23 protein-coding genes and 3 pseudogenes are annotated in these 25,626 nt (G+C 33.3%); 3 read left to right on the forward strand and 23 right to left on the reverse strand.

Features of this window, described 5'->3' with window-relative positions:
• Positions 1-79: 79 nt before the first annotated feature.
• A pseudogene (locus tag OTJ99_RS11980) lies at positions 80-1,023 on the forward strand (IS256 family transposase); the annotation flags it as partial.
• Here OTJ99_RS11980 and OTJ99_RS11985 read toward each other — a convergent pair.
• The 6 genes from OTJ99_RS11985 to OTJ99_RS12010 all read right to left on the reverse strand — a co-directional run bounded on the left by OTJ99_RS11985 (position 991) and on the right by OTJ99_RS12010 (position 6,603).
• Positions 991-1,275 carry a helix-turn-helix domain-containing protein gene (locus tag OTJ99_RS11985; RefSeq protein ID WP_052671519.1) on the reverse strand — a complete coding sequence of 95 codons (285 nt, stop codon included), beginning with the start codon at positions 1,273-1,275 and terminating at the stop codon, positions 991-993. The pseudogene OTJ99_RS11980 and the gene OTJ99_RS11985 overlap by 33 nt on opposite strands.
• A gap of 236 nt (positions 1,276-1,511) precedes the next feature.
• Entirely contained in the window at positions 1,512-2,240 is a 729-nt protein-coding gene (locus OTJ99_RS11990; protein ID WP_045166074.1) for a two-component system regulatory protein YycI, read from the reverse strand.
• Between the two features lie 21 nt (positions 2,241-2,261).
• Positions 2,262-3,557: a hypothetical protein gene (locus tag OTJ99_RS11995; protein ID WP_045166073.1), complete on the reverse strand. Its 1,296-nt coding sequence runs from the start codon at positions 3,555-3,557 to the stop codon at positions 2,262-2,264.
• Between the two features lie 15 nt (positions 3,558-3,572).
• Positions 3,573-4,076: a hypothetical protein gene (locus OTJ99_RS12000; RefSeq protein ID WP_408612522.1), complete on the reverse strand. Its 504-nt coding sequence runs from the start codon at positions 4,074-4,076 to the stop codon at positions 3,573-3,575.
• Between the two features lie 72 nt (positions 4,077-4,148).
• Positions 4,149-5,858, reverse strand: coding sequence for an ATP-binding protein (locus OTJ99_RS12005; protein ID WP_045166072.1), 1,710 nt, complete (start codon positions 5,856-5,858; stop codon positions 4,149-4,151).
• Positions 5,859-5,910: 52 nt separating this feature from the next.
• On the reverse strand, positions 5,911-6,603 hold the full coding sequence (locus OTJ99_RS12010; protein WP_045166071.1) for a response regulator: 693 nt from the start codon (positions 6,601-6,603) through the stop codon (positions 5,911-5,913).
• 171 nt (positions 6,604-6,774) lie between these two features.
• On the opposite strand from OTJ99_RS12010, the gene OTJ99_RS12015 reads away from it, so the two are divergent.
• Complete coding sequence (locus OTJ99_RS12015) at positions 6,775-7,272, forward strand: hypothetical protein (RefSeq protein WP_045166070.1); 498 nt, start codon at positions 6,775-6,777, stop codon at positions 7,270-7,272.
• Positions 7,273-7,313: 41 nt separating this feature from the next.
• Here OTJ99_RS12015 and OTJ99_RS12020 read toward each other — a convergent pair whose 3' ends face one another.
• From OTJ99_RS12020 to OTJ99_RS12060, 9 genes are all read right to left on the reverse strand, one after another.
• Positions 7,314-8,945, reverse strand: coding sequence for a CTP synthase (locus OTJ99_RS12020; RefSeq protein WP_045166069.1), 1,632 nt, complete (start codon positions 8,943-8,945; stop codon positions 7,314-7,316).
• Between the two features lie 166 nt (positions 8,946-9,111).
• Positions 9,112-9,717: a hypothetical protein gene (locus OTJ99_RS12025; RefSeq protein WP_045166068.1), complete on the reverse strand. Its 606-nt coding sequence runs from the start codon at positions 9,715-9,717 to the stop codon at positions 9,112-9,114.
• A 51-nt stretch (positions 9,718-9,768) separates the two neighbouring features.
• Positions 9,769-13,764 (reverse strand): transglutaminase domain-containing protein, encoded by a 3,996-nt coding sequence (locus OTJ99_RS12030; protein ID WP_052671518.1) that lies wholly within the window; start codon positions 13,762-13,764, stop codon positions 9,769-9,771.
• Positions 13,746-14,243 carry an S-layer homology domain-containing protein gene (locus OTJ99_RS12035; RefSeq protein ID WP_052671517.1) on the reverse strand — a complete coding sequence of 166 codons (498 nt, stop codon included), beginning with the start codon at positions 14,241-14,243 and terminating at the stop codon, positions 13,746-13,748. Before OTJ99_RS12035 ends, OTJ99_RS12030 begins: the two co-directional genes overlap by 19 nt.
• Positions 14,244-14,457: 214 nt before the next feature.
• On the reverse strand, positions 14,458-15,357 hold the full coding sequence (locus tag OTJ99_RS12040; RefSeq protein WP_045166067.1) for a CPBP family intramembrane glutamic endopeptidase: 900 nt from the start codon (positions 15,355-15,357) through the stop codon (positions 14,458-14,460).
• 56 nt (positions 15,358-15,413) lie between these two features.
• Positions 15,414-16,136: a hypothetical protein gene (locus tag OTJ99_RS12045; protein ID WP_045166066.1), complete on the reverse strand. Its 723-nt coding sequence runs from the start codon at positions 16,134-16,136 to the stop codon at positions 15,414-15,416.
• A gap of 92 nt (positions 16,137-16,228) precedes the next feature.
• A complete protein-coding gene (locus OTJ99_RS12050) occupies positions 16,229-16,381 on the reverse strand; it encodes a hypothetical protein (protein WP_157841370.1) in 153 nt (50 codons plus the stop codon).
• 118 nt (positions 16,382-16,499) lie between these two features.
• On the reverse strand, positions 16,500-16,751 hold the full coding sequence (locus OTJ99_RS12055; protein ID WP_235374911.1) for a hypothetical protein: 252 nt from the start codon (positions 16,749-16,751) through the stop codon (positions 16,500-16,502).
• 192 nt (positions 16,752-16,943) lie between these two features.
• On the reverse strand, positions 16,944-17,093 hold the full coding sequence (locus OTJ99_RS12060; RefSeq protein ID WP_235374909.1) for a hypothetical protein: 150 nt from the start codon (positions 17,091-17,093) through the stop codon (positions 16,944-16,946).
• Positions 17,094-17,520: 427 nt separating this feature from the next.
• On the opposite strand from OTJ99_RS12060, the gene OTJ99_RS12065 reads away from it, so the two are divergent.
• Positions 17,521-18,072: a macro domain-containing protein gene (locus OTJ99_RS12065; protein ID WP_045166065.1), complete on the forward strand. Its 552-nt coding sequence runs from the start codon at positions 17,521-17,523 to the stop codon at positions 18,070-18,072.
• Between the two features lie 69 nt (positions 18,073-18,141).
• Here the strand turns inward: OTJ99_RS12065 and OTJ99_RS12070 are convergent.
• The 8 genes and pseudogenes from OTJ99_RS12070 to OTJ99_RS12105 form a co-directional block, all read right to left on the reverse strand.
• Positions 18,142-18,660: pseudogene (locus tag OTJ99_RS12070) on the reverse strand (hypothetical protein).
• 79 nt (positions 18,661-18,739) lie between these two features.
• Positions 18,740-18,943 (reverse strand): annotated as a pseudogene (locus OTJ99_RS12075) (sugar transferase); the annotation flags it as partial.
• A complete protein-coding gene (locus OTJ99_RS12080; protein ID WP_235374906.1) occupies positions 18,944-20,077 on the reverse strand; it encodes an NUDIX hydrolase in 1,134 nt (377 codons plus the stop codon).
• 21 nt (positions 20,078-20,098) lie between these two features.
• A complete protein-coding gene (locus OTJ99_RS12085) occupies positions 20,099-21,475 on the reverse strand; it encodes an undecaprenyl-phosphate glucose phosphotransferase (protein ID WP_052671535.1) in 1,377 nt (458 codons plus the stop codon).
• 49 nt (positions 21,476-21,524) lie between these two features.
• Positions 21,525-22,298 carry a glycosyltransferase family 2 protein gene (locus OTJ99_RS12090; protein WP_045166063.1) on the reverse strand — a complete coding sequence of 258 codons (774 nt, stop codon included), beginning with the start codon at positions 22,296-22,298 and terminating at the stop codon, positions 21,525-21,527.
• A complete protein-coding gene (locus OTJ99_RS12095; protein ID WP_045166062.1) occupies positions 22,295-23,419 on the reverse strand; it encodes a glycosyltransferase family 4 protein in 1,125 nt (374 codons plus the stop codon). Before OTJ99_RS12095 ends, OTJ99_RS12090 begins: the two co-directional genes overlap by 4 nt.
• Positions 23,416-24,507 (reverse strand): glycosyltransferase family 4 protein, encoded by a 1,092-nt coding sequence (locus OTJ99_RS12100; protein ID WP_045166061.1) that lies wholly within the window; start codon positions 24,505-24,507, stop codon positions 23,416-23,418. Before OTJ99_RS12100 ends, OTJ99_RS12095 begins: the two co-directional genes overlap by 4 nt.
• Positions 24,507-25,625 carry a glycosyltransferase family 4 protein gene (locus OTJ99_RS12105; RefSeq protein ID WP_045166060.1) on the reverse strand — a complete coding sequence of 373 codons (1,119 nt, stop codon included), beginning with the start codon at positions 25,623-25,625 and terminating at the stop codon, positions 24,507-24,509. Before OTJ99_RS12105 ends, OTJ99_RS12100 begins: the two co-directional genes overlap by 1 nt.
• Between the last annotated feature and the right edge of the window lies 1 nt (position 25,626).

The following is a 25,626-nucleotide window of genomic DNA, read 5'->3' on the forward strand; positions in this document are numbered from 1 at the left end:
TTCTCTTCTTGAAACCCGCATAAATTAAGACTTTGTTATTTTTTGTTAGCTCAAAAACACCTCTTAACTGACAAAGTCAAGAAAAATTGAAAGTTCGTACACCGATCTTCTTATGTCGCAAGTATGTCAATGGTTATTTTTGATCGCTTCTTCATTCGGACTTTTGAAAAATTTAAATCTCCCTTATTCCGAAAACGAAATCCTAAAAATCAAAGAAGACCTCAAAAATGAACTTCAATTATTCAAACAAAAAGAATTACCCACAAGTGCTTTTGCTCTTATCATCGATGGTTATCACTACGAAGTTAAGGACAATTCTAATGTTAAACAAACTACTTGCAATGCCAGCCTTAGTATCGATCTGGAAGATAAAAAAGATATCTTTGGTATTTACACTTTCTTCGGCAAAGAAAATAAGGCTGATTGGATGAAAGCTTTTGACGACTTAATTACTAGAGGTATTAAAGAAGTTTTAATTGTTATAAGCGATAATTTTCCTGGTATTATAGATGCTGTCAAACTTGCCTACCCTCTTGCTGACCTTGAGCTTGTTTTTGTCCACCTCAAACGAAATAGCTGAAAACATATCACAAAATTATAGAACTTTCAGCTTTTAACAAAAGTTTGGACAAAATAAAATCTCTTCTCCTGATTTCGGTGAAGCTGTATTGAAATTTAAAGAACTTTGTGGTGAATACCTTCTAAAGTATCCTCGATTTGTTAAAACAATATCAGAAAAAGCAGAGTTTTATCTTGCCTATATGAAATACCCTGAGGAATTAAGAAAGCACATATATACCACAAATGCCGTTGAAAGTGTAAACAGCATGATTGAAAAGTAAAGAAGTAAATTCAGGTGGATACTTTCAGACTGCCAAAGTCTTAGAAATTAATATTTACTTACAGCGAGAGAACTTACGCCGTACAAAATGGAAAAATGGAGTTTCCAGTCTTAGAAAATGCATCAATAACATAACCCAACTTTACAACTTACGTTATAAATTGGAAACACAAAATTCTTGACAAGTCTTCTCGTTTCCCCCTTCGGTCAATTAACCCATCTATTCCATATTCTTTGTATTTGACTGTCCAGTTTCTAATCTGTTGATATGAAACATTGCACATCTGGGCTGTCTCTTTGTAATCCCTGCCATGTTCAATACAATATTCGACTATCTCGACTCTTTCTTCAAATATGGTGGCACGTCCTTTAGTCATGAAAAGTTTTCTTCCTGTACTTGAAGATTTTATTCTCTCATGACTATTATACTTCAATAAACTGAAATCCACTCAAGTATTGTGGCTTTTGAAACATTATATGCTCACTTGCTAACTGCTTTTGGCGTTTCTTGGCCTCAAGATATTCCTTTACTGCTTTTAATTTCTCTTCAAATGTTGCTTTCACTTTTTTCCATAAAAAATCATGCTCCCCTCTTAATAAACAGTTTTATTTTTTCAACTGTCTACTATATGGGGAGCATATCACTCCCATACCAAGTAGCTCACTTTTTCTATTCCAACATCCCCGTAAACCCATTTATATAATAAACCTCACCATCTGCAACAATTCGCCAAACTGGTACTGCCTGACCCTGGATGACATTGAAGTCTTTTAGATAAAAGCCAAACTTAATGTTCTGTATCTCTTTTACATTCTTTTGCTGGTTCAAAAGATTGAATATAGCCTCTAAGGCTGAAATTGCCCTGTTTCTTTTGATTTCAAAGCCTTGCGGAATGACCTTTGTGAAGATATAAAGTATTTTGTCATTTTGTTTTTGGATTTTCAGTTTGCTATCAAATATCGGATAGCCTTTGTAAACCTGAATGTAGCTGCCATCATAGTCTTTTATATAATCGCTTTTGTTCAAATCAAAAAGTTCAAACGGGTCCTGGTTGTACTTTGACTCTAAAAAAAGTGTTTGGTTTATTATCTTTAAATGATAGATACTACTTTCAAACTCATTTTGATACTTGTCTACTCTCTTTCCAAAAAGCTTGGTTAAAATACTGTCATATGCAGATTCAGTTTTCACATTGAGTTTGGAGACATAGTAAATTCTCTTGTCAATTGCGCAAGAAAGTTTTATTGAATTTTGAGCAAGTATATTTTGTGCTGTTTGGATTTGCTTGTCTGAAAGAAATTCTTCTTTTGGAAGTAAATTTAAGTACTTTACAACAAGAAAAAGGACCAAAACTGAAAACACACCAATTGCTATTGTTTTGACTTTTGACCAGTTCATTTTTAAAACAAAACTCCTTTTTTATTTAATTGCTTCCACATACACAGTTCCGCTGTCTGTGCTAACTTCCCAATAAGGATAAGACGGCTTTTCGCTTGCAACGTATTTTAAGTTCAAATCTCTTATAAAAATATCACCTTTTCTTTCTTTTATAGTGTCAATAGCAGTAATCCCATCAACCCTTATTTTGGATGTCCTCACTGCAACTGCATCAAAAATATGCCCTGCTATCTTTTTCAGTTTCCCGTTTGAAATTTCTATATAAACGCACCAATCTCCATCTTGTGGCAAAAGGTCAACCCCATCAATCCTGCTTATGAGGTAAATCTTGATATTACTTTGAGTGTTTTCGATTTTGCGTACTCTTACATCTTCATTTGTGTAAAAATTTCTCATATAATTCATCAATGCTTCTGTAATTGATTCTATTTTGTCACAAAATATGTCTTTTGTAAACTTAAAAATATAGCTGCCATCAGGTTTTATTACAAACTCTCGCCTTTCATCTGTTATCATAATCTCTCCACTTTTGAGTACATTTTTTTTGGTAAGTATTGTATCGGGAAAAAGCCGCCTAATTATGAGGTCTTTTTTATAATCACTTTCCTTTATCTTGACTTCTGAAAACTGAACATTTGAGAATTCAACAGGAATTAGAGTATCTTTGCTTACAAGCTCTGTAAAACCAAGTCCGTCTGACCAAGAAAATATAAGATAAGAACTTTGTTCAATTCTATCCTCAAGCTGAGAAAATCCATATTTTGGACATTGTAAAACCACTGCTTTTTCAGTCTTTGAGTTGAAAAAGTAGATTTCAGTATTTAAATTTGACTCCTTTATAAAAACCTTATCAAACTTAAAATCCTTTTTAGCAGGCAAAATGCTTCTTTTTGTAAGCTCATAAACAAATGTATAAAAATCTATAAAGTAGCCATAGTTGAAAAATAAAACCTTGCTTGATTTGAATTCATCAATTTTTTTCTTCTTGAAATTCAAACTGTAACTCTTTTTTACTATGCTTTCTTTTACTTTGCTTACAAACTTCGAGACTACATCAAAGTATTCCTTCTGTGTACTCAAAACTCCAATAACCACATTTTTAGATACATTCAAGTACATATCCTTTGGCGTTGCAAGGATAATATGAGCCTTTTCTAAAAGTTCACCCTCTGAAAGTCTATTTTCGCTAATGTTCAGAACATTTGCAAAATCTTCTAGATCGTAATTAAAATACACCTTATAATACAAATAAATGCTGAGTATAACAAGTATACCCAGCACTATGCTCTTTATAACTTCTTTTTTGATTTTGTTCATAAACCTACCCTCTTTTTATTTTGTGATTGAGTTTATCAAATTTGAAATAGCCTTTTCTACCTTTGTCAGAAAACTTTCTTTCTTTTCGTAGTAAACTCTCAGTATAGCAAGCTGTGTATCTTTATCTTTGGTAGCAACAACTAAGATATAAGTATTGCCCTCAGAAACATCTATCTTTTTTGCAAAATAACCAGACTTTCCCACTGTGATTTTGTCAACTAAATTATCTTGCCCAAAGGGTTCTTTTTTATTCTTTTTTGTATATATACTAATCTCAGTACTTTCGCTACCCTTGCCAGAAAGCACAAATGTAGAGGTATTTAGATTCTGATTATATTCTGTAATCTCTATAAGAGTCTTTGTAGTTGAGCTTATCTTATTCCCATCTATCTCAATTGAATCTATATATCTTGCCTTCTGAAGACTTTTACCTTCAGCAAATGCAACACTTATGTTAAATAATAGAAAAATTGCTGTCAGCAAAAACACCATCGCTCGTTTCATTTTTCTCACCAGCAAAAATATATTTCTCCTATTTACCATTATACAATTAAATTATTACAAAAGTGTTACAAAGCCATTAAGAGCACATTACAAAAGGTTTTCTACTTCTTTTGCTGGAAGAACAACTGTAAACGTAGTGCCACTTCCTACTTTGCTCTCAACCAAAATTCTGCCGCCGTGAGCTTTTACAATCTCATCGGCTATTGAAAGCCCTAAGCCAGACTTTCCAAGTTCTCGTGAACGTGCCTTGTCCACTCTGTAGAATCTTTCGAATATCCGTGGCAGGTCCTCTTCTGGAATACCAGGTCCGTTGTCCTGTACAATTATTTTTATGCTATCCTCTTCTTTTTGCAAAACAACGTTTATCTTGCCACCTTCTTGGACATAGGTAATTGCATTGCTAACTAAGTTTATTAAAACCTGTTCTATCTTATCTCTGTCGACCATTGCAACAACATCTTGCAAGATACTGCAGCTCAAGGTTTGGTTCTTCTTCTTGGCATGAATTTTGAGCTTTTCGCAGACAAACCTGACAAGCTCGCTCAAATTAACCTCTTCTAAATTCAAAATGTTCTCACCACTGTCAAGTCGCGACAAGTACAAAAGATCACTTACAAGCCGTGTCATTCTATCACACTCTTTTATGATAACACTCAAAAAATGCCTTTTTGTCTCCTCATCGTCAACATCCAAAAGCGTCTCAGAATATGTCTTTATAGTTGTAATTGGGGTTCTGAGCTCATGTGAGACATTTGCAACAAACTGTTTTCTCATATTGTCAAGTTTTGCCTGCTGGGTTATATCATGAATTATGAAGATGAATCCCTGATTCAAGTATGAATCAATAAAAGTTGCTCTGCTGACCTCTAAGGTAAGGTTCCCACTTGTATAGATTGTGATATCTGAATCCGAATGGCTTTCCTGTTCCATTTTGTTTATAAAATCCTCTATGTTGCCGTTTAAAAACTTCTTGGCACTTTCATTTATGTGAATTATTTCATTTTTTGAATTTACTGCAACAACCCCATCAGACATGTTCTGAAGGATTCTTTCCAGCTTTTGTTTTTCAAACTCAAGCTCTGATATATACATTTTGATATTTCTTGCCATCTTTGCAAATGCATCTGCAAGCTTTCCTATTTCATCTCTGGAATTTACATCTATATTGACATCAAGATTGCCATCTGCCATCTTGAGCGCTTGGTTTGTGAGCTTCCTCAGCGGATTTGAAAGCGTCTTTGCAAACAAAAGACCTATCAAAAGCGAAAACGTTATTGACACCAAATATGCCATAAGAAGGATGTTCTTGATGTCTCTTACTGTACCGGGGACATTTTGGCTGGATACCTCTAAATAAAGTGCTCTTTGGACAACTTTGCCATCCTTGATAGGGTATGAAAAAATCAAAATTTGCCTCTCACCATCTTGTTTTATAACTTTATAACCTGATAAGCTATTTAAAATCTCATCAGATGGAAAAAAACTAATGCTTAGTCTTGGAAATGAAGCAATTACCTTGCCTTGTGAGTCTGTGACAATCAGCTTATTTATCATGAATCCATACTGGCTTTCTTTCATCGTCTGGTCAATTATATTCTGAAGTTCTGATCTTTTCAAATCTTTGTCTTGCAAAAGCTGCACCAAAGAAGAGTTGACCATAAAATCTATCTTCTTTTGCATATCTTCATAAAAGTAATTTTTTACCCTGTCTATGATGAAAAAGCTTGATATAAACATCACAATCAATATCAAAAGTCCAAAAACAATGATAAGCCTACTTTCTATACTTTTTGTCATCTTTTTTTATATTCCCCTTTGATCTTATTGATTTAGAACTGCTGTAGTTATTTCAGATATTTGGATTGAAATAGTATCCAATTCCTCTTTTTGTAAGAATGAAAACTGGCTCAGAAGGATTGTCTTCTATCTTCTCGCGTAGTCTTCGCACCGTCACATCAACTGTTCTGACATCGCCATAGTATTCATAATCCCAAACTTTTTCTAAAAGCTCTTCTCTTGAAAAAACCTGACCTTTTTGAGACATCAAAAACTTTAAAAGCTCATATTCACGAACAGTGAGATTAATTACCTGACCATCTTTTTTAACCTCGAATGTCTCAGAATTTAAAGTGAGCTTTCCTGCTTTTAACACCTTGCCATTACTGTTTGACTGCTGAGAAGTTCTTCTCAAATTTGCTCTGATTCTCGCAATCAGCTCTCTTACACCAAATGGCTTTGTTATGTAATCATCAGCTCCAAGCTCAAGACCCAAAACCTTGTCAACCTCGTCTGCTTTGGCTGTTATCATTATAATTGGCACTTCTGAAAATTCTCTGACCTTTTTGCACACTGTAAAGCCGTCTATTTTGGGCAGCATCACATCAAGCAAGACCATGTCAAAGTTCTCATTTTTGATTTTATTTAGCGCATCTTCTCCGTCATATGAGGTTGTAACCTTATATCCTTCCTTTTCTAAATTGAACTTGATTATGTCAACAATCGGCTTTTCATCATCAACAACCAAAATATGTGCTTTAGACATTTTTTTATAAAATCCCCCTTTGATTATTCCCCTTTGTTAATTTAATTATACAACAATCAAACTTTTTATTGTATAATTGTTTTGGATGACATCTCTTGTGCTGTGAAACAAAAGGGCAAAAAGGGGGGAAAAAGGCTCTTAAAAACACAAATTTTAAGAGCACAATAGGCTATGGAGAATAGAAATGTAGCTTTAGAAGTCTTTCTGTGGCTTGTCATATACCTTTGCTTTTTTGCTGGTGTGAACCTATTTTCGTCTGACAAAGTTCTTCTTTTTATCTGGTCAGTTGTGTGTACACTGGCAATCTTCTTAATTACCATTGCTTTTCGATTTTACATAACATCAACACTTTTAGTTTTGCCAGGTTTCCTAATCTCATGCCTTCTTGCAATCTTTTTTATGTTCAATGTCCGGTATTCACCATTGTACAATTTATTGTTGCAGATTTTTTCTATTCACCTGATGGGGTTTGTTGAGTATGTAAGAGAAGCTTTTCCAAGGATGGTCATGCAAAGGCCAGTGTACGTTTATGTGCATGTTGGGCTAAACCTTGTACTTTTTTTGATACACATTGTTGTTCTATATCTTCTTTCAGAGAGTTCACGTCCAAAAGGTTCATATTTACGCAAACTTGATCTTACATACACACCTCGGCGAAAAAGGTATTAGCCTGATGCGATTTTAGAAAAAAAGGGGACCCTTCTCTTCATTTAAGATAGTGTCCCCTCTTTTTTGCTTCTATTTTCCAAAGATGCTCTTATAAAGTCTGTAAAGAGTGGATGAGGTCTTTGTGGGCGTGACTTGAACTCTGGATGAAATTGCACACCCACAAACCACGGATGGTCTTTCAGCTCTATTATCTCAACAAGCCTCCTGTCAGGAGAAATTCCTGAAAACACCATGCCGGCTTGTTTAAATTTTTCTTTAAATTCATTATTGAACTCATATCTGTGTCTGTGTCTTTCATATACAAGCTCATCATTGTAAATTCGGTGGGCAAGAGTGCCTTCCTCAAGCTTGCACGGGTAAAGTCCAAGCCTCATAGTACCGCCTTTTGTAAATATGTCTTTTTGTTCTGGCATGATGTCAATCACAGGGTATGGTGTTGCTTCATCAAACTCTGTAGAGTTTGCTTTTTCAAGCCCAAGCACATTTCGTGCAAACTCAATCACAGCACACTGCATTCCCAAGCATATTCCAAAAAACGGAATTTTATTTTCTCTTGCATATCTTATAGCTGCAATCTTGCCTTCAATTCCTCTGTCGCCAAATCCGCCCGGCACCAAAATCCCATCTGCCTCTTTTAAAATCTCTGGCGCATTTTCATAAGTAACATGTTCTGCGTTAATCCATAAAATCTCAACGTGACTATCATTTGCAATTCCTGCATGCTTTAGCGCCTCTGCAACTGAAAGGTAAGCATCATGGAGTTCAACGTACTTTCCAACAAGTGCAATCTTCACATTTTTTCTGAGGTTCTTTTCTTTTTCTACTATCTCAATCCAGTCAGAAAGATCAGGCTTTGTACACGCAAAACCCAGTTTTTGGCAGATTATTTCACCAAGCCCCTCTTTTTCAAGCATGAGAGGGACTTCATACAGGCTTTCAGCATCAATATTCTGGATTACAAATTCAGGTCTGAGATTACAAAATAGGGCAATTTTTGCTTTGAGCTCAGGCGAAAGAGGCTTTTCTGTTCTGCAGACAATTATGTCAGGCTGAATACCAATCGATCGCAGCTCTTTTACAGAGTGCTGTGTAGGTTTTGTTTTGAGCTCTCCTGACTTTGAAAGATATGGAACAAGAGTCACATGCACATACAATACATTTTCCTTGCCAATGTCTGTTGCAACCTGTCTTATAGCTTCCAAAAATGGAAGGCTTTCGATGTCACCCACTGTGCCGCCAATCTCTGTTATCACAACATCTGTTGAGTTGCTTTTGCCAAGCCTGTAGATTCTCTCTTTGATTTCATTTGTAATGTGGGGTATTACCTGAACCGTGCCACCAAGAAAATCGCCACGCCTCTCTCTTTGAATTACAGACCAGTAAATTTTCCCTGTGGTGACATTGCTGTTTTTTGTAAGGTTTTCATCAATGAACCTTTCATAGTGACCAAGATCTAAGTCGGTCTCAGCCCCATCGTCTGTGACAAAGACCTCACCGTGCTGATATGGGCTCATAGTTCCAGGGTCAACATTTATATACGGGTCAAACTTCTGCATTGTAACTTTCAAGCCGCGCGCTTTTAAAAGTCTTCCTATTGATGCTGCTGTGATCCCTTTGCCAAGCCCGGACACTACCCCGCCTGTGACAAAGATGTATTTTACTTGCTTTTCCATTTCTAAGATGACCTCCGGCAATCTATGTTAATTTATTTTTTCTACCATACACGTTAACTTTAATATTTTAATTTATTTACATCAGGTTATCAATGGGGTTATTTTGTTTGAAATACAAAAATAAGGCTATCCTCTTTAGCTTGCTCCGAGGATAGCCATTTTTCAGTTATTTTTTATTCTCTTTTTTGATAAGCTGCGTGTTGATTATTTGATTGTAAATCTTAGCCTTTTGAATATATGACTCTTTTCGCGAACCACCTGAACCCACAGAAAGCGGGTAAATTGTAATTTCCTTGTCGATAATAACATCAATGTCATACGGTGATAATGGCAGTACTATTCTTAATACTGAATTCAGATCGCCTACTACATCAAGTACAATTATACGCCAGCTATTAGTATCGTCAACAAGACCATGGTGTTCTGTAAACAGCTCATATGGCGTATTATTTGAAATAGTATACGTTCTGATTGGATAAATGCCAGCAATACCTACCCACATAATACGTACATCTCCGTCATCTTCGATAAACTGCTGAGGTACAGTATCCCCGCCCACAACGTAGTTCTGACTATTGGTTGCAATATAAATATCAATTATAAGGTCATCCTTTTCATATACCATATCAAGCGTTGTTGGAATAAAATCCCAGCTTCCTTCTGGTCGGCGTTCACAGTTCAAGACTATTTTGCTTCTGTCAACTCTCAAATCAACAGTATATTGCTGAGATGCACTTTCTGGAATAATCAGTCTTTGTAAAGGTTTGTACACTAATGATGCTGCAACATCATCTTCTATGTCATATGGGTTATGGGCTAAAATCTATACCCAACCATAATCACCCGGTGCAAAATAAGCCTTTCTTGAGTGCCCGATCGATGACACAACAAATTTTCCATCATAGTCAAAGTCGAAACCAAGTAACAGCTTGTCTCCCATTTCAACGCCGCCTTCGGTAAATCCCGGTATATATTGAATCTGATTAAACTGAGATAAATCAATTGAAGTTACACTATTTTGTGTTACCTGTAAAATCGAATAGTAAAAATCTTGAGAATTTGTTTCTGAATTATAATTAGCAACTTTTACAATGTATTTTCCGTTTGTAAGAACAAGTGGAATCTTTCCTTCTGAGTCTGTGCTGCCTACAAAAAGCTCCTTAAAAGTATCTTTGTCAATCACATAAACCTCCGCACTGACAACTGCATAAGCACCGTTATATACACTTAAAAGTACGTAAGAATCGTATACATCGTTACAAACTGTAAGGTGCGTCGGATCATAGCTGTCAAATGTTAAACTTTTCTTTATTACAAAACCTAAACCATAGAAAATTAGATTATTCTCGCGCCACCTGCTAAGTTCAACCTGCCGCTGACCACCTGTGACTTTCAAGAAGTTCAAACCATCTGAGATATAAAATTCATTAATTGGTTGATTGTTAATATTTAAACTCAATGTCACTGGCTTTAGTTTTTCAACAACATTAATGTATCCTTTGTCTTCCATAAAAGAGGTTATATAGATATGGTAAGATGTCATATCAGTAGGCTTTACATTGAATGTTACTGTACCATCAGCAGAGGTATAGCCAGCAAATGCAATGTCTTCAGCTCCAGCCTGGTTTAATTTTGTTACGGTAATAAGTTTATTAGCTTGTAGTTCTCTTTTATAGTTTTTGACAATTATTGTTACAATATTGTCCTCATTATAATAAACATTCTGTGGAATGACTTCAACATTGTAATAGTTACCATAGCTGTAATCTGTAGCTGTAGCAGCGGGATAAAGACTTCTTTCCCAATCGTGTGTTGACTCAATTTTACTATCTGGAACATTGAAAAAGACATGTTCAACATAATTACCCCAGTCTGGGTCATCCCATGTTGCATCTAAATGGTACCAATTACCCTCTAAGTTTACCATATTCCATGCGTGGGCTTCTTTTGAATTACCTACACCTGCCATACCATAGATCTCTTTTGAGTCTATACCTGCATCCTCTAAAAGCGCAAGCATAGCTGTTGCATAACCGTTGCAAACCGCAATACCATTAATTAGTGCACCATAGGCTGTATGAGACTCATAAGGTATGTTGTTGTTAAGATACCCTTCCAAATCGTACTGGGTTTGCAAAACAAGCCAGTCATGCAAACCTAAAACTTTGTCATAGTCATTGTAAGTTTGGTCTACAACTGTAGATACTATTTGCAATGCCTTTTGTTCAACTGCTTGTCTTCTTGTAAGACCTTCATCTTTGCTGAAAAGGTAAACAGGCCATATCATGTAGAGGTTTTCACTGGTGAGATTAAAGCTCAGTCCAAACATTCTATCAAATCCGTATTCAAAAGCAAGCGGCCTCTCTGTCATGAGTTCAAAATATATTTTGTCGGCAAGAAGATTGATGTCACAAGTTTCACTTGCAGGAAGACTGAGTGCTAAAAAGTCGCTTGCTTCACTGTCAATTTTATCACATACAAAGTATACAGCATTTGTAGTTGTATTTTGTGGATATACATAACCTCTACTGTCACCATTTTGATTGTCTATAGAAAGCATAATGTTGCTTGTAATAGAGCTTCCATAAAGCAAACCTATTTTTGCCGTAAATACTACGCTAACGGTACCATCTTGAAGATTCCTTGGCAAATATCCGAGTACATGCGAAATATTATCATCTTCTATTGTTGTACAAAGAAGTTCAATATTATTCTTTACATTTCCGCTTGATACATTTGCTACCATATCACTTGCTTTAAACAATGGTGCTGTATCTGACATCTTTTCAGATGGCTTTAACAAAGCTAAGTTCAGCCCACTTTTCGTCTTTAAAATCACTACAAAATCTACAAGAGAACCTGCCTTTATAGAAGAAAATTCATTCCCATCTATATTAGTAGCATATACACTGCTTGAGACATCATCTATTGAAAGGTCTACATCCACAGAGCATTCTTCATCGCTTCCTGTCGCGTCAACTACAATTGGATTATTGCCTGCTGGCACTTTATATGAATAATCAACCTCTTTACTGTTCTCATCGTATGTTTTTATAAAAACTTCCTCAAGGTTATAAACTCCTCTTTGCAGATATACATCATTCTCCCCTGAGAGTTCAAACCAGCTACCGTTTAATTTTACAGATATACTCTTTTGCAAATTACCAATACCAACAAAATTGAATATAACTCTCTTAAGAGAGCTAAAGTTAAATGAAAAAGTTTGCCCTGACTGTTGGAGATTCAAATTTCTCATAAAATATAGCTTACCATCTTGAGTATCTTTTGCTACCTTGATTGAATAACTGCCCGCATCTGCTGTAATTTTAAGCTGATTTGAAGAAATATTTAGCTTTACATCATCAATTGAAAAAGTATCAGATTTTGAGCTATTGAGAATTGCAAACTCATAGTTATTGAGGGGTTGGTTATTTATGCTAAAATCCAGTGTAACTTGTACATAATTTGGTAATGTTGTATCTGCAACAACTCTTACAATACCATTTCCAACTGACAGATTATCTAAGATGGTATATATAAGCCCATTTCGACTATCATATGACCATATTAAAGCTTTGTATCCATCAACTGCAGGTACAATGAATGACACTTGTTCAGCTGTGGCAGACTTTAACTCAGAAAATTGCTTAGCTTGATTTACTAGTTTCACATTAAATCCACTTAAAAAGTTACCATTTGCCGACTTTAACTTAAAGGTCAAAACTCCCTCAGTTGGTTTAATTGCGTACAAAAGACCATAATAGTCTTTGCCATCTACATTTATAACTATTTCTTTGCTATCATGAACTGATAAAGTAAATGTTGCGCTACCTAAGGAATTTGTATAAGCAGACCGCCCTTCAATCCTTACAACCTTGTTTGGCAACAAATTCCCCGCTGCATCCTTCACTGTAACTGTTACTTGGACGTTCTGACCAACAGGGATGGTTTCCTTGTCAACCAACACTTCACTTACAGGTCCATATTGAACACTTGTTCCAGAACCCGAAGAACCGCCCCCAGATACACTTCCTCCACCTGTATAGCCACCAGTTGAAGTGCCTGAAGATATATTTCCAGTTGATGTTCCAGTATTTGTTTGCACACCTGAAGTATTATTAGATGTTTGAGATGTAGTGCCACTTTGTGTTGACTCCTGCGAAGTATTGGTATTTGTAGATTGAGTCTTTTTCTCGTTTTCATTGGTACTGGTAATTGTTAGTATAGCGCCCTGCTGGACTTCCTTATCATTTACTTTTACATCTTTTGCATTTACTGCTATCCTCTCTATTTTGCCTTCTGCCTTCAAAATTGTTTTGTCAGCTTTGATATCTACTGTGTTCACTTCTACAGTCTTCTCAATTAAAATATTAGCTGGCTTCTCAACTACAATCTTGTCTATCTTTGAATTGCCACTGATATCTACTCTTGTATCTGCTTGTTTGTTCACAACTATAACTGCAGAAGCTCTAACATCTTTCAAAACAACACTGTGTTCTCCTCCGCCACGAACAATGATATTACCGTTTACCTGCGTATTAGTAATTGTAACATCTCCATCTTTTGTTCCCTCTGCTATCAAGCAGTTTTTACTCACACTAAATCCTGATACCCTAACACCCGGGCTACTAATAATGAAACTCCCTTTGACTTCTCTTCCTACATACATACCCTTTTTTGATAACAAAAGCCCAACAATGTTATCTAAAATAGTCAGTGCCTCAGCTCTTGTAATGTAATTTTTAGGTTTTAATGCATTATCTCCATAACCTTGCATATATCCATTTTCAACCATAGCTGCTAAATACTCTTTTGCCATGAGGACACTTGATTATAATCAGAAAACTTCGAAAGAACATTGCTCTGTGATTTGTCAATAGCAAACACTCTTGCCAAAAGGCATGCTGCTTCTTCTCTTGTTATATTGTTTTTTGGTCTAAATGTACCATCTGGATACCCACTTATATAATCAGCAAGATTTTTGACAGCAGAGTAAAACCAATCTTTTTCTTTTACATCCTTAAAGTTAATTTCAGGCCTAACTAAAGCCTCACCAATTACTCTGCTCACAAGCTGAGCAAATTCAGCCCTTGTAATAGCATTTGATGGTTTGAAACTACCATCAGAATACCCATTTGCCACATTGTATGTATTTGCCCATTTGTCAATTATCTCTTTTGCCCAATGATTTGATATGTCTTTAAAATCTTTTGCAAAAACAGCTGGGTTTATAAGACTTAATACAAAAGAGAGGATTACTACCCAGGAAAGAATTTTGAAAATTTTCTTTGAATTCAACCTTCTCCTCCCCCTCAGGTAAGATTTGTATTGAACTTTGTTTGCTGTAGACATCTTTAGAAAATATTATAATGTTTATCATTTTTGTGTCAATATTGCAGATAACATTTAATTGCACCTAAATTAGTCCAATAACACTATTTTTAATATTCTTTGATGCTCCCTTTTCAAATGTTTCTTATGCTACTTGCTAACTTTTCTGCCTTTTCAACATTTATGTATTCATCTCATGATAAACTATCTTTTTGCCTTTTTCAGCAAAACGCGTTCTAATCAAACAATCTAAAATCATATAAACTATAAATGTAATTATTACTACCAATGCCATTTTCCAGCTTGACTCTGGATAAAGAATATGGAAAACAAAAGTATTAAGTCCGAAATGTATCCCTATTGAATACCACAGAGAACGTGTTTTTACCAAAATATATATCAATAATAACGAAATCACTAAATTTCTGATAAATATAATACCAAACCCATTTGAATCATAATAATGAGAGGCAGCAAAAATTATTGAAGTAAATACAGTCGCTACCGGCCTGTTGATAGCTCTTGCTATTCCCATATATATTATGCCTCTATAAATAATTTCTTCCATCAAAGCCACAATCAAATAGTTTAACATTAAATAAGGTATATAATAGTTGGATGCTTTCGTCCATAAGAGGGCTGTTTGATATTCGTATGCTTTTATCATTATAAAACTGCCTTTAAATGGAATTAAAATTGCTATATAAGTTAAAATTATGCTTAAAATTATTCCCTCTAAAAATGCCAAAACAAAAAATTTGTTATTTAATGCATCTACAAAATCTTTGCCTGCATTCTTCAACTCAATAAAACCTTTTGTAATAATCACAAAAACAATAATAGACAATAAAAAAAACACTGCTTGTGCTAAATAACTCACTAACGATGAAATATTGTTAGTTAAAAACTTACCTGGATTTGTGGTATCAAAAACATTAAATATTTTATGTATTTTAGATTCAATAAAACGTTGGTAAAAGTCAATTTGAATTAAGACAATTATAAAATAAACCACTGTTACCGCTATATGTATTAGATTTTTTAATCTCCTGTTTGCTATTTTTCTATCATTGCTTATCATCTCCTTAATCGTAAAAATTAAATATAATGTATTGTTTTTTAGTAAATAGTAGCTGCTTACGGGTTTGCTATTACCTTTTTTAATTTTCTTGGGTCATCAATTAAATTTATCAGTGCACTTTCGCCCGAATGTGAAACAGGAAACGCTACCCTTAAGATATTTTCTCCTTCTATTTTGTAAATCACTCTTGGAGTGTATATTAAAGTATAATAATTTTCATCATATTTTCTTGAATGGTAAAATTTAACCTTAAAACTCTCTTTTGGTTTTAACACCACTCCGCCCTTAGGTACTCCTACAAGTACCTTTGTTTGATCATATATCTCTGATGGATATTCCACATCATATACTATTAATTTTTTGTTAGATATGTTAGTAAATTCGTCTTCAATTATTCTCCCTCTATATTTAAAAACAAAAGAATCTTCATCTAAAACTTCATCACGTTTTGAAAACCCTCCACTCCACATCAAATCATATCTTGGTGTTTGATTTAGTATTTCAATTACCACATTTAATGCCCTGCAGCGATATTTTTGACCTTTAAAAGAATATTCAATTTCTTTTAGCCTATATTTTCCTGCCTTTGCTCTTAAAGTATCAATTTCAATATCAATTTCATAACTGTGAATGCCACTTGTTGTATATGGTATATCTTTTCTGATGTAATATTTTCTTGCGTTAAAACTTATACTGTTATCACCTATTAACCTTAATATCTTAAAACTTTTCAATAGTTTTGGAGAGGCAATAATCATCAAAGGAACAGAAGGATACATCTTAGTAGCTTTTCCTTCTGTAGCTTTTTTTTGTGGTCCAGCTACTGCTTCTATCCCTTTTACCCCAAAGACAATATTCCCCTGCTCATATCCTATTGTTTTTGTAAAATATATTTTTCTTTATCAAAATCATACAAGATTAATCTGTTTTTTAAAACTCCAGTTGCCTGGCATATAATAACATTGAATAAAAATATTCCCAAAAATATTGCTGCTGTGATTCTATTTTGAAAATAAGATTTCATTAACTCTGCCTCCTTTGACCTCTTTAAAAAACTAAACACCCAGGAGCACAAAAAATACTCCTGCGTTAAAATAAGTCTTTCTTGATAAAATCAGCATCATTCTTCCAATAACTTATCATTAGTTAGACTCCGCTTTCCATGAAATGCCTGTATAATTTATAACATATCCGCTCCCATCTTTATATCGTCCTGGTTTTAAGAAATACGGCCTATATATATCAAAATCTATCTTTTCACCTGCACCAGCTGCATATACTCTCCACCATTTGCCAGCCGGAATAGTAACCTTTTGGCTAAACGACTCTGTCTTTGAGGCTGAGACATCTACACCAAGTTGAGCTTTTAATAATATCTCCAGACACTGAACCACTATACTCATTTCTTACAGTAAATGTGATTTGCTTTGTCTGCTGTGTTGTGAGTTCTACAGGTAGTTTTGATCTTGTATTGTCATATTGATAAACTAAAACATAACGACCTATATAACGTGACCTTTTTGTAACAACAAGCTTTATACCTTCCCAAAAATAGTTATACTGCGTAATATCATAAACACTGCTTCCTACAGTTCCCCCATAGCTGCCTGTTTTATTGGTGAAATCACTGGTGATGTTGAAGAGCCGCCACTTAACTGCACCTCATCTGCAAATACTACACTAAAACTAAGTACACAAGCAACAATCAGCAAAATGCCCAAAGCCTTTTTAAGCATAATTACACTCCCATCTTTACATTTTGTTTTTTATTGCAACCCCTCTACCCCATTGGCGCCAAAGGTTTGTATCAGAGGGTTGTTGTCACTCTTCCTTCTGTTTTTTTCTCTACTGGTCATTTGCATACCTTTGCTTTTCTTATTAGCTTTACATTTAAATTAATCCTTTTCTGGCAGCTCAGTTACATGTAAAATTTTACTATTCCCTTTTTAAGTATGTCAATTTCCTTTTTTTCAAAATCGCAATCTTTTTTTTTCAAAATCACGATTTTTTCAAAGAAAATTTGCTGTTTTCTCAAATTTTCTTTTTATTTTTTTGCTTTTTTGCTTAGATTGTTTATGTATGATAAATTATAATCCACTTGCTCTCCTGTAAACAATTAAATTAAAATGAAATAAGGAAATTAAAAAGGGGGATGTATTTTAAATGACCAATTCTTCGAAAACGGCGTTTGAAAAAGTTATTATAAAAAAAGGAGATATCACAAAGGAAAATGTTGATGCAATTGTAAATGCGGCAAATAGTCACCTTAAGCATGGTGGCGGGGTTGCACTTGCAATTGTCAAAGCGGGGGGCAATGAAATTCAAAAAGAGTCTGATGAGATTATAAAAAAGATTGGAATGGTTCCAACAGGCCATGCTGTTATTACAAATGCATATAGGCTGCCTTGCAAGTTTGTAATCCATACTGTTGGTCCAATCTATGGTGAAGGCAATGAGGATGAAAAGCTTCATAAAGCGATCTTTAATAGCTTGTATCTTGCACACCTTTATAATTTAAAAAGCATTGCCTTTCCTGCTGTATCAAGCGGTATCTTTGGATTTCCCAAAGATAGGTGCGCAAAGGTTTTGATTGACACTGCAATTGAATTTTTAGAAAGTTTTCAGACAAGCATTGAAAAGGTTGTGTTTTGCCTATTTGATGATGAGACCTATGGGTATTTTGAAGAGTATTATAAAAATTTATTAAAAGAATAATTAAAAGGGGCTTTAAACCTGAACTGCCCCTTTTTCTTGTAATATACAAAAACAACTTATTTATGTAGTTTATATCAAAATCCCTATTTTTTCTTTCAGAATCCTAAGATCTATATCATGTCTGCCATACTCTTCTTTTATTTTGTTAGTAACTTCAACAAAATTTTCTATTTTAGCTGAAGCTTCATCTTTAAATTAATTTATATCAGCTTTAAAATTTTCTATATCTGTTTTAAATTGTATAACTCCTCCAAATGCATTAAATAGCGTATCTATACATCCTGTATTTTCTAATACAGCTTGTCTTAAGCTTTGAATTTCTGTTTGCATATTTTGCATTTCTGCCTTCATATTTCGCATCTCTGTTTGCATATTTTGCATCTCTACTTGCATATTCTGCATCTCTGTCTTCATATTGCCAAATTCATTCTTAAGTGTAGCCACTTCTTTCTCTAATTTGTCTAATCTTCCTTCAACTCTATCAAGTCTTTCCTCAACTTTACTGAGCCTTTCTTTTACATCTTTAACATCACTCTTTATCTCCTCTATACCCAATGCTATCTTCTCTAATATTTCCTTCTCTGACATAGCTTTACCTCCATAAAATTCACTTTAGACTATTTTATCAAATGAAAAATCAGATATTCAAGTAATAATATACTTCAAATTAGTAGGCATTTTCCATAAATTTACCACCGAAGATTGTTGCTAGAATTATTTTTATATCAAGCCAGAAAGACCAATTCTCCATGTACCAGATATCATATTTTATTCTCTCCTCAATTAAAGTATCTCCTCTGAGCCCATAAATCTGAGCCCATCCAGTAATTCCAGGACAAACAAGATGCTTTATTATATATTTTGGAATTTTTTACACTTCATTTAGAATATGCCTAAGAGCAAAAACTAATGCTGTAACAGTGTAACTATCAAATATTTCTCCATTTAACAGTTTCGAGTAAATTTCTGTTATATCAAATTCTTTAATATCTCTTATATTTTCTGCAAGGAAATGTTTTCTAATGGCGTATTTAGTATCCAAAGCTAAAAATACGTCTATTTCAGCTTTATATAATCCAGTATCAGGATAGAAGCTTCCTATTTTAATTATTCTGCTGCATTGACCTCCAATTTCTTCTTCTAGTTCTCTTAGGGCTGCTTTTTCTGTGCTTTCCGACTCCTCTGCAAAGCCACGCGGTAATTCTAAAACATTTCTATTTACTGTATCACGAAATATTTCAATCAATATAATCTTATTTGCAGAAGTAATTGGCACAACAACACATCCATTATTTTTGTTAATTACTTTTACTACATTTTTGTCATCAACAATTATCTTTAAATATTTATTCTCATAAATATCTGCTGAGAGGTCTTTTATAAAATCTAAAAGCCATATCTCCTGGTAGCCTTTTTCAGTCAAAATTTTGCTTAAAAGTTCTTTTATATTACTAAAATGAATATAGTTGTATAAAATTAAGTATCCCATAAACATGCTTATCATGAAGCCAAGATGCACTTTGCCAAATGAATAAAATAATATATACACGTTGGAAATATTCATAAAAAGGGATAGATTATAAATCATGGTTTCAGTAGTAGTTATAAATCGTGTTAGAGTAGGCTTTTTTATATTATCTTCTAATAGCCTTTTTATAAGCTGTACAGAAACCCTTTCCACACCAATATACATAATCTGCTGTAAAACTTTGGCGCCTAAATGGTAAATTATATGCCATTTTCTGTATGTAATTAAAATAAAAGGTTCAAAAATAGATAACATTAAAACTAATAACATCATAGTTATCTTATATCCCAATGGGAGCCCTTTTAGTTTTTCATAAAAGCCAAATATAGCTCCACTCAAAGTTGCAATTACAATCAAAATTTGGTCTCTTTTTTTGTCGTTTTCTCTCAAGTGCTCATTAGCCTCTGCATAAAGTAATTCAACAAAATTATTGTCATATGTCAAACCATTATTCGTAATAGGTATGTGCCTTCTCACTTTTCATCGTCCCCTGATTTTCTAATAAGCATTCTCCATAAACTTGCCACCAAAAATGGTTGCTAGAATAATTTTAATATCAAGCCAGAAAGACCAATTTTCTATATACCAGATATCGTATTTTATTCTCTCTTCAATCGAAGTATCCCCTCGGAGCCCATGAATCTGAGCCCAGCCAGTAATTCCCGGACGTACACGGTGCTTTATCATATATTTTGGAATTTCTTCTTTAAACTTCTCCACGAAATACGGCCTTTCTGGCCTTGGCCCAACTAAACTCATGTTGCCAACAAGAACATCCCATAGCTGTGGAAGTTCGTCCAAAGAAAGTCTTCTTAAAATCTTGCCAATTGGAGTTCTTCTTGGATCATCTTTAGTTGTCCATCTCACCTTTTCTTCCTCAGGATCTTGCATATACATTGTGCGGAACTTGTGCATCTTAAAAATGCGCCTGTTATAGCCTACTCTTTCTTGGGTAAAGAATACTGGACCTTCTGATGTTAGTTTTATCAAAACTGCTATGATTATGAATAAAGGAAGGCACAAGATTAATCCAAGTAGAGAGACAACAATATCAAAGCTCCTTTTTATAAACCTGTTTGTCCACTCGTCAAGCGGAGAATAGCGTATGTTTATCAAAGGGATTTTATCGATCTTCTCTATTTCTGCTTTTGATGGTATAAATTTAAAGTAATCTGGTACTAAATATGTTCTTATACCATACTTTTCGCAAACGTCGACGATGTAATTTATTTCTTTTTCCTGATTAAGAGGAAGAACTATGATTATTTCATCAACATGGTTGTTACTTACAATGCTTTCTATGTCCTTAATTTTCCCCACAACTCTCTCATTCATAGGATCGCTTTCATTTACAACAAAACCAATGATTTGATAGTTATTTTTCTCAAAGATACTGCTCAATTTTTCTGAAATCTCATTTTGTCCAACAAAAAGAACTTTTTCTTTAGAAATTATCTTTGAATTTGGAGAGAATAATATTCTTCTTAAAATAAGTCTTTGAAGTATTGACATAAGAAAGTTTAAAATAACAAAGATAAAAAGAAAAATTCTTGAAAAATCTATAAGTTTTAGAGTATAGAAAATCATCACTATAATCAGCAGAGCAAATATATTTGATCGTAAAATTCTTACAAAATCAGAAAGTAATTCGAAATTACCCCTCATGCTTTCTTTCTCAGATACTGTAAGAAAAAATAAATACAAAGGTACATGTAAAGCAACAATTAATAAATATGTCTGTATATCTAATGAGGCTGGCTTATTAAACAAGCCACTATTAAACTTTATAAACCACGATAAAATAAATGATAATAAAATTGCTGGAATATCAATAATCTTTGCTATCTTTATATAAAGTCGTCCCAAGTTATGCATCTCTACCATCCTTTTTATCCATGTATTTTTTACACTATTTATCCCTGTATTAATTCGATATTTTGAAATACTTTACATATAAAAAAATTGAAAAATACAAGAGATCATATGCCTCACATAAACAAAACCACAATAATGGTTTTAAAAAACTCTTATTAGCTATAACATTTTTAATCAATGTCTTAAAATGTTCAAACGTTCTCTTAACAAGACGTCCTAAAATGTAAAACCAGCCTTTTTCACTTTGCTTTAATCTTTCTTCTTCTAATTTCATATATAGAACCAATTTTCTAAAATAATCTTGAATCGATTGATATGATTTATGTAAGATAGCACCTTTTAATATACCAATTTTATCCTCACTTTTAATATCTAAATCTTCATGAACTTCACCTCTAAAGTACAACTTTTTCTTATTAAACAATCTGATTTTATCCTCAGTTCCAATATGCATATCAATAAAGTAATTTTTTCTTTTAATCTTAAACGCAATAAAATAAGTATTATTGATATTTCCATCAATCATATGTAATTCACGAATTAACATATCATCTATTCTTTCATCACTATCTAAGTGGAATACCCAATCTGTTTCAGCTAAACTTGATACATAATTTCGCTGGGATGAAAAATTATCTAATTTTCTTCTACATATCTTTACCCGTTTCTCTGTATCTATCTCTTCTATCTTTTTGACCGTATCATCCTCACTGTAATCATCTACTATAACGATTTTTTCAAATAGATGATAGACATTTCTTATATTCTCAATATTTCTCGCACTGTTTTTTGTCAATATTACACATGTTATGTTTTTTATCATACCTTTCCTCCCATCCCTTCCCCTCTCTCATACTCAGTAACTTTGAGTATAAAATCCTTGAATTCCATTCTAAATCTTTCGGCACTAAACTTTTCAGCATGAGATCTAATATAGTCCTTGTCGAATCTCTCAATATCTTTTTCGAATTTATAAACTGCTTCTTTCAAACTCTCAACATCCTGCTTTTCGAAAAAAACCCCCGTTTTACCTTCCTCGACCGTTTCAACAGCTCCTCCTTTCTTAAGAGCAATCACTGGTCTGCCGCACGCTTGCACTTCAACTGGAACTATCCCGAAGTCTTCTACGCCTGGGAAAATTAAAGCTCTACACCTTTGATATAAATCTTTTATAGTTTCATCTGGCTGATAACCCAAAAATTCAATATTAGACTTAGCAATTGATTTTAGTTTTTTGTATTCTGGTCCATCTCCTACAATTACTAATCTTTTAGATAGCTGATTAAAAGCTTCAACTGCTAAATCAATCCTTTTGTATGGGACAAGCCTGGATACAATTAGATAATAATCCTCTATATTTTTGTCCTTTGCTGGTGTAAAATATTCTGTATCCACAGGTGGGTAAATTACTTTGCAATCTCTTTTATAAAACTTTTTTATTCTGTTTGCCACATAATTTGAATTTGCTACAAAATAGTCAACCCTATTTGCTGCAATGGTATCCCATAATCTAAGATAATGAAAGTTCCGCTCTAAATATCTTCTGATTATGAGGTTATAGTCTTTCAAATACTCATGTGTCAAATCCCAAAGATACCTTGGTGGAGTGTGACAATAACATATATGTACACTATTGGGTGATGTTATAACCCCTTTAGCAAAGGCTGATGAAGAGCTTATCACTAAATCAAAATCACTCAAATCGAAATTTTCAAAAGCTCTTGGCATGTATTTGAAAAATAGTCGATGCTTAATTTGAGCTAATGGATTTTTTTGTAAGTTCGAGGTAATTATTTGATATTTATCAAAATACCTTCCTAATTTTTTTCTGTTATATACAAGAGTATATATGGGAGCTTCAGGAAACAATTTCTTCAATTCCAATATAACTTTTTCAGAGCCTCCCATAGTAGTCAGCCATTCATGCACTATTGCAACCTTCATTGAACTCCTCCAATCATTTCATATATTTTGTATGTACTTTCAGCAATCTTTTTCCAATTATAAATTTTCAAAATCTCTTGTTTAAACATTTCCGACTTTCTGTGTAATTCCCTATTTTTTGTATCTTTTAAAATTGCCAACATTTTTTCACTAATATCATCAATATCATTAGGATTTACATATAGCGCATTATCTTTAAAATATTCTCGTGTAGCACCACCAGTTGTAACAATCAGTCTACAGCCACAAAAAGCAGCTTCTAACGAAGCCAAACCTGGTGTTTCAAATAAACTTGGCATTATGTGAGCAGTAGCACATTTATAAGCAATCCATAATTTCTTATCACTATGTTTTAAAGCAGGTAGAAAAATTATCTTTCCCTTACTTTTTAAAGCTTCTCTTTTGCATTGGTCATAATATTCTATCTCATCAAGATTTGGTGATCCTATCAAAATAAGTTTTATATTGTTTTCCCGAGCTATCAATTTATTAAATGCTTTTATAAGATTTAATTGATTTTTTCTTTTATCAAATCTTGCAACATAAAGAAAGTAAGGCGTATTAATATTATATTCTTTCTTGAAATCCTCCTCATCTTCTGGCGTTATGGTATTTAAATAACCAGTTATTTCTTCAACGTCTATTCCATTTGGTATTACATGAATTTTTTCAGGAAGAACATTAAAAGTCTTTCTCAAATAATCAGCTTCTAAAAAGGAATTTGGCAATAAACAATCAGCAAGCTTTAGAAGTTCTAATCTATCCAATATAGCACTTCTAAATGGTAACCTTTTACCAATAAAAGTCGCTATTTTATAGGAAAGATAATGCTTATTGTCAAAGAAAATAGGCGATATTACTACCTTTTTTTTTAAACTCTTAGCTGCATTCACAAGAGGAAAAAGAATGTATTCTGAGCCAAAAAAATGAATTATGTCATAATCAGCAAGTTTTGTGTTTACAACATCAAATATTGCTATTTCCAACTTGAATAACTTCTCAAGATACTTTTTTGTTTTCAACATCTGAATTTCTCCTCCACCTATATTTTGAAAAGCTAAAGGTGGAGTAACAAATAATACTTTCACTATTTTGCACCATCCTTTAAATTATAGAATAATTTAACATATTTCTCTATTACATGATTGTTCTCAAATTTTGAAGATAACTCATTGCATTTTTTTCTATATTTCTTATAAGCCTCGCTGTCAACATAAAAATTTATTATCTTATCACTTAGTTGCTTGCAATCTAATGGATCAAACTTAAGTTCATCTATGGTTATTAGTTCCTTTAAAGAAGATGTATCAGACACAAGTACAAGTGCTCCATTTTTAAGTGCTTCAACTACTGGAAGTCCAAATCCTTCATAAAAAGAAGGAAATACGAAAATAAAACAGTTTCTCATAAGTAGGTTTTTTTCTATATCACTTACATACTCTAAATATCTGAGGCATCCAACCTTAGAATATTCTTTAATACATTGAATAATCTCATTACTTTTCCAACCTATTTTTCCTGCTAAAACAGTTGGCATACCTGTTTTATTATAAATCTCTTTACATACTTTAAGCAAAATTTCTGTATTTTTTCGAGGCTCTATAGTACCTACATACAAGATGTATTTATTTTTAGCAAGATTATATTTTGATAAGTATTCTTCCTCATTAATATTACCCATATCAGTAACAATCACTGGATTATAAATAACACATATCTTTTTTGGATCAACATTAAAATAACTTAGTATATCTTCTTTTGTTGAATTAGAAACAGCAACAATCTTATCAGCGCTTTTAATTGAATGAGGTATAAATGCTTTATTGATAAAATAGTTTAACTTTTCCATGGTCTGTGGATATTTATAACATACTAAATCATGTACTGTCAAGATTTTTTTTACATTTTTGTTCCTTATAAACGGCAAAATATTTTGGGTTCCCCAAAATACATTGATATTATACTTTTTTATCAAATAATCTGTTCTTCGCATATACCACAGAGTTCCTTTGAGAAGTTTATAATCACTCTCAATAACAGTAATTACATTCGGGTAATTAAAGTCTAAAAATATTTCTTTATCAGAGAAAAGGAAAAAGTTAATATCATTACATTTTTCAGGTAATACTTTTAGCAAGTTATAAAGGTAAAATCCTATTCCTGTTTTAATCTTCCCCAATGGTCTTGCATCTACACCAATATTCATT

Source organism: Caldicellulosiruptor naganoensis, from assembly GCF_026914285.1.
GTDB lineage: Bacteria > Bacillota > Thermoanaerobacteria > Caldicellulosiruptorales > Caldicellulosiruptoraceae > Caldicellulosiruptor > Caldicellulosiruptor naganoensis.

Excerpts from the sequence above, each read along its gene's own strand:
- OTJ99_RS12010 (WP_045166071.1), bottom strand. The coding sequence starts at position 6,603 with ATGTCTAAAGCACATATTTTGGTTGTTGATGATGAAAAGCCGATTGTT.
- OTJ99_RS11990 (WP_045166074.1), bottom strand. The coding sequence starts at position 2,240 with ATGAACTGGTCAAAAGTCAAAACAATAGCAATTGGTGTGTTTTCAGTT.
- OTJ99_RS12030 (WP_052671518.1), bottom strand. The coding sequence starts at position 13,764 with ATGGCAAAAGAGTATTTAGCAGCTATGGTTGAAAATGGATATATGCAA.
- OTJ99_RS12095 (WP_045166062.1), bottom strand. The coding sequence starts at position 23,419 with ATGAAGGTTGCAATAGTGCATGAATGGCTGACTACTATGGGAGGCTCT.
- OTJ99_RS12005 (WP_045166072.1), bottom strand. The coding sequence starts at position 5,858 with ATGACAAAAAGTATAGAAAGTAGGCTTATCATTGTTTTTGGACTTTTG.
- OTJ99_RS12040 (WP_045166067.1), bottom strand. The coding sequence starts at position 15,357 with ATGATAAGCAATGATAGAAAAATAGCAAACAGGAGATTAAAAAATCTA.
- OTJ99_RS12050 (WP_157841370.1), bottom strand. The coding sequence starts at position 16,381 with ATGAAATCTTATTTTCAAAATAGAATCACAGCAGCAATATTTTTGGGA.
- OTJ99_RS12085 (WP_052671535.1), bottom strand. The coding sequence starts at position 21,475 with ATGCATAACTTGGGACGACTTTATATAAAGATAGCAAAGATTATTGAT.
- OTJ99_RS12045 (WP_045166066.1), bottom strand. The coding sequence starts at position 16,136 with ATGTATCCTTCTGTTCCTTTGATGATTATTGCCTCTCCAAAACTATTG.
- OTJ99_RS12060 (WP_235374909.1), bottom strand. The coding sequence starts at position 17,093 with ATGCTTAAAAAGGCTTTGGGCATTTTGCTGATTGTTGCTTGTGTACTT.
- OTJ99_RS12065 (WP_045166065.1), top strand. The coding sequence starts at position 17,521 with ATGACCAATTCTTCGAAAACGGCGTTTGAAAAAGTTATTATAAAAAAA.
- OTJ99_RS11995 (WP_045166073.1), bottom strand. The coding sequence starts at position 3,557 with ATGAACAAAATCAAAAAAGAAGTTATAAAGAGCATAGTGCTGGGTATA.
- OTJ99_RS12020 (WP_045166069.1), bottom strand. The coding sequence starts at position 8,945 with ATGGAAAAGCAAGTAAAATACATCTTTGTCACAGGCGGGGTAGTGTCC.
- OTJ99_RS12090 (WP_045166063.1), bottom strand. The coding sequence starts at position 22,298 with ATGATAAAAAACATAACATGTGTAATATTGACAAAAAACAGTGCGAGA.
- OTJ99_RS12105 (WP_045166060.1), bottom strand. The coding sequence starts at position 25,625 with ATGAATATTGGTGTAGATGCAAGACCATTGGGGAAGATTAAAACAGGA.
- OTJ99_RS12015 (WP_045166070.1), top strand. The coding sequence starts at position 6,775 with ATGGAGAATAGAAATGTAGCTTTAGAAGTCTTTCTGTGGCTTGTCATA.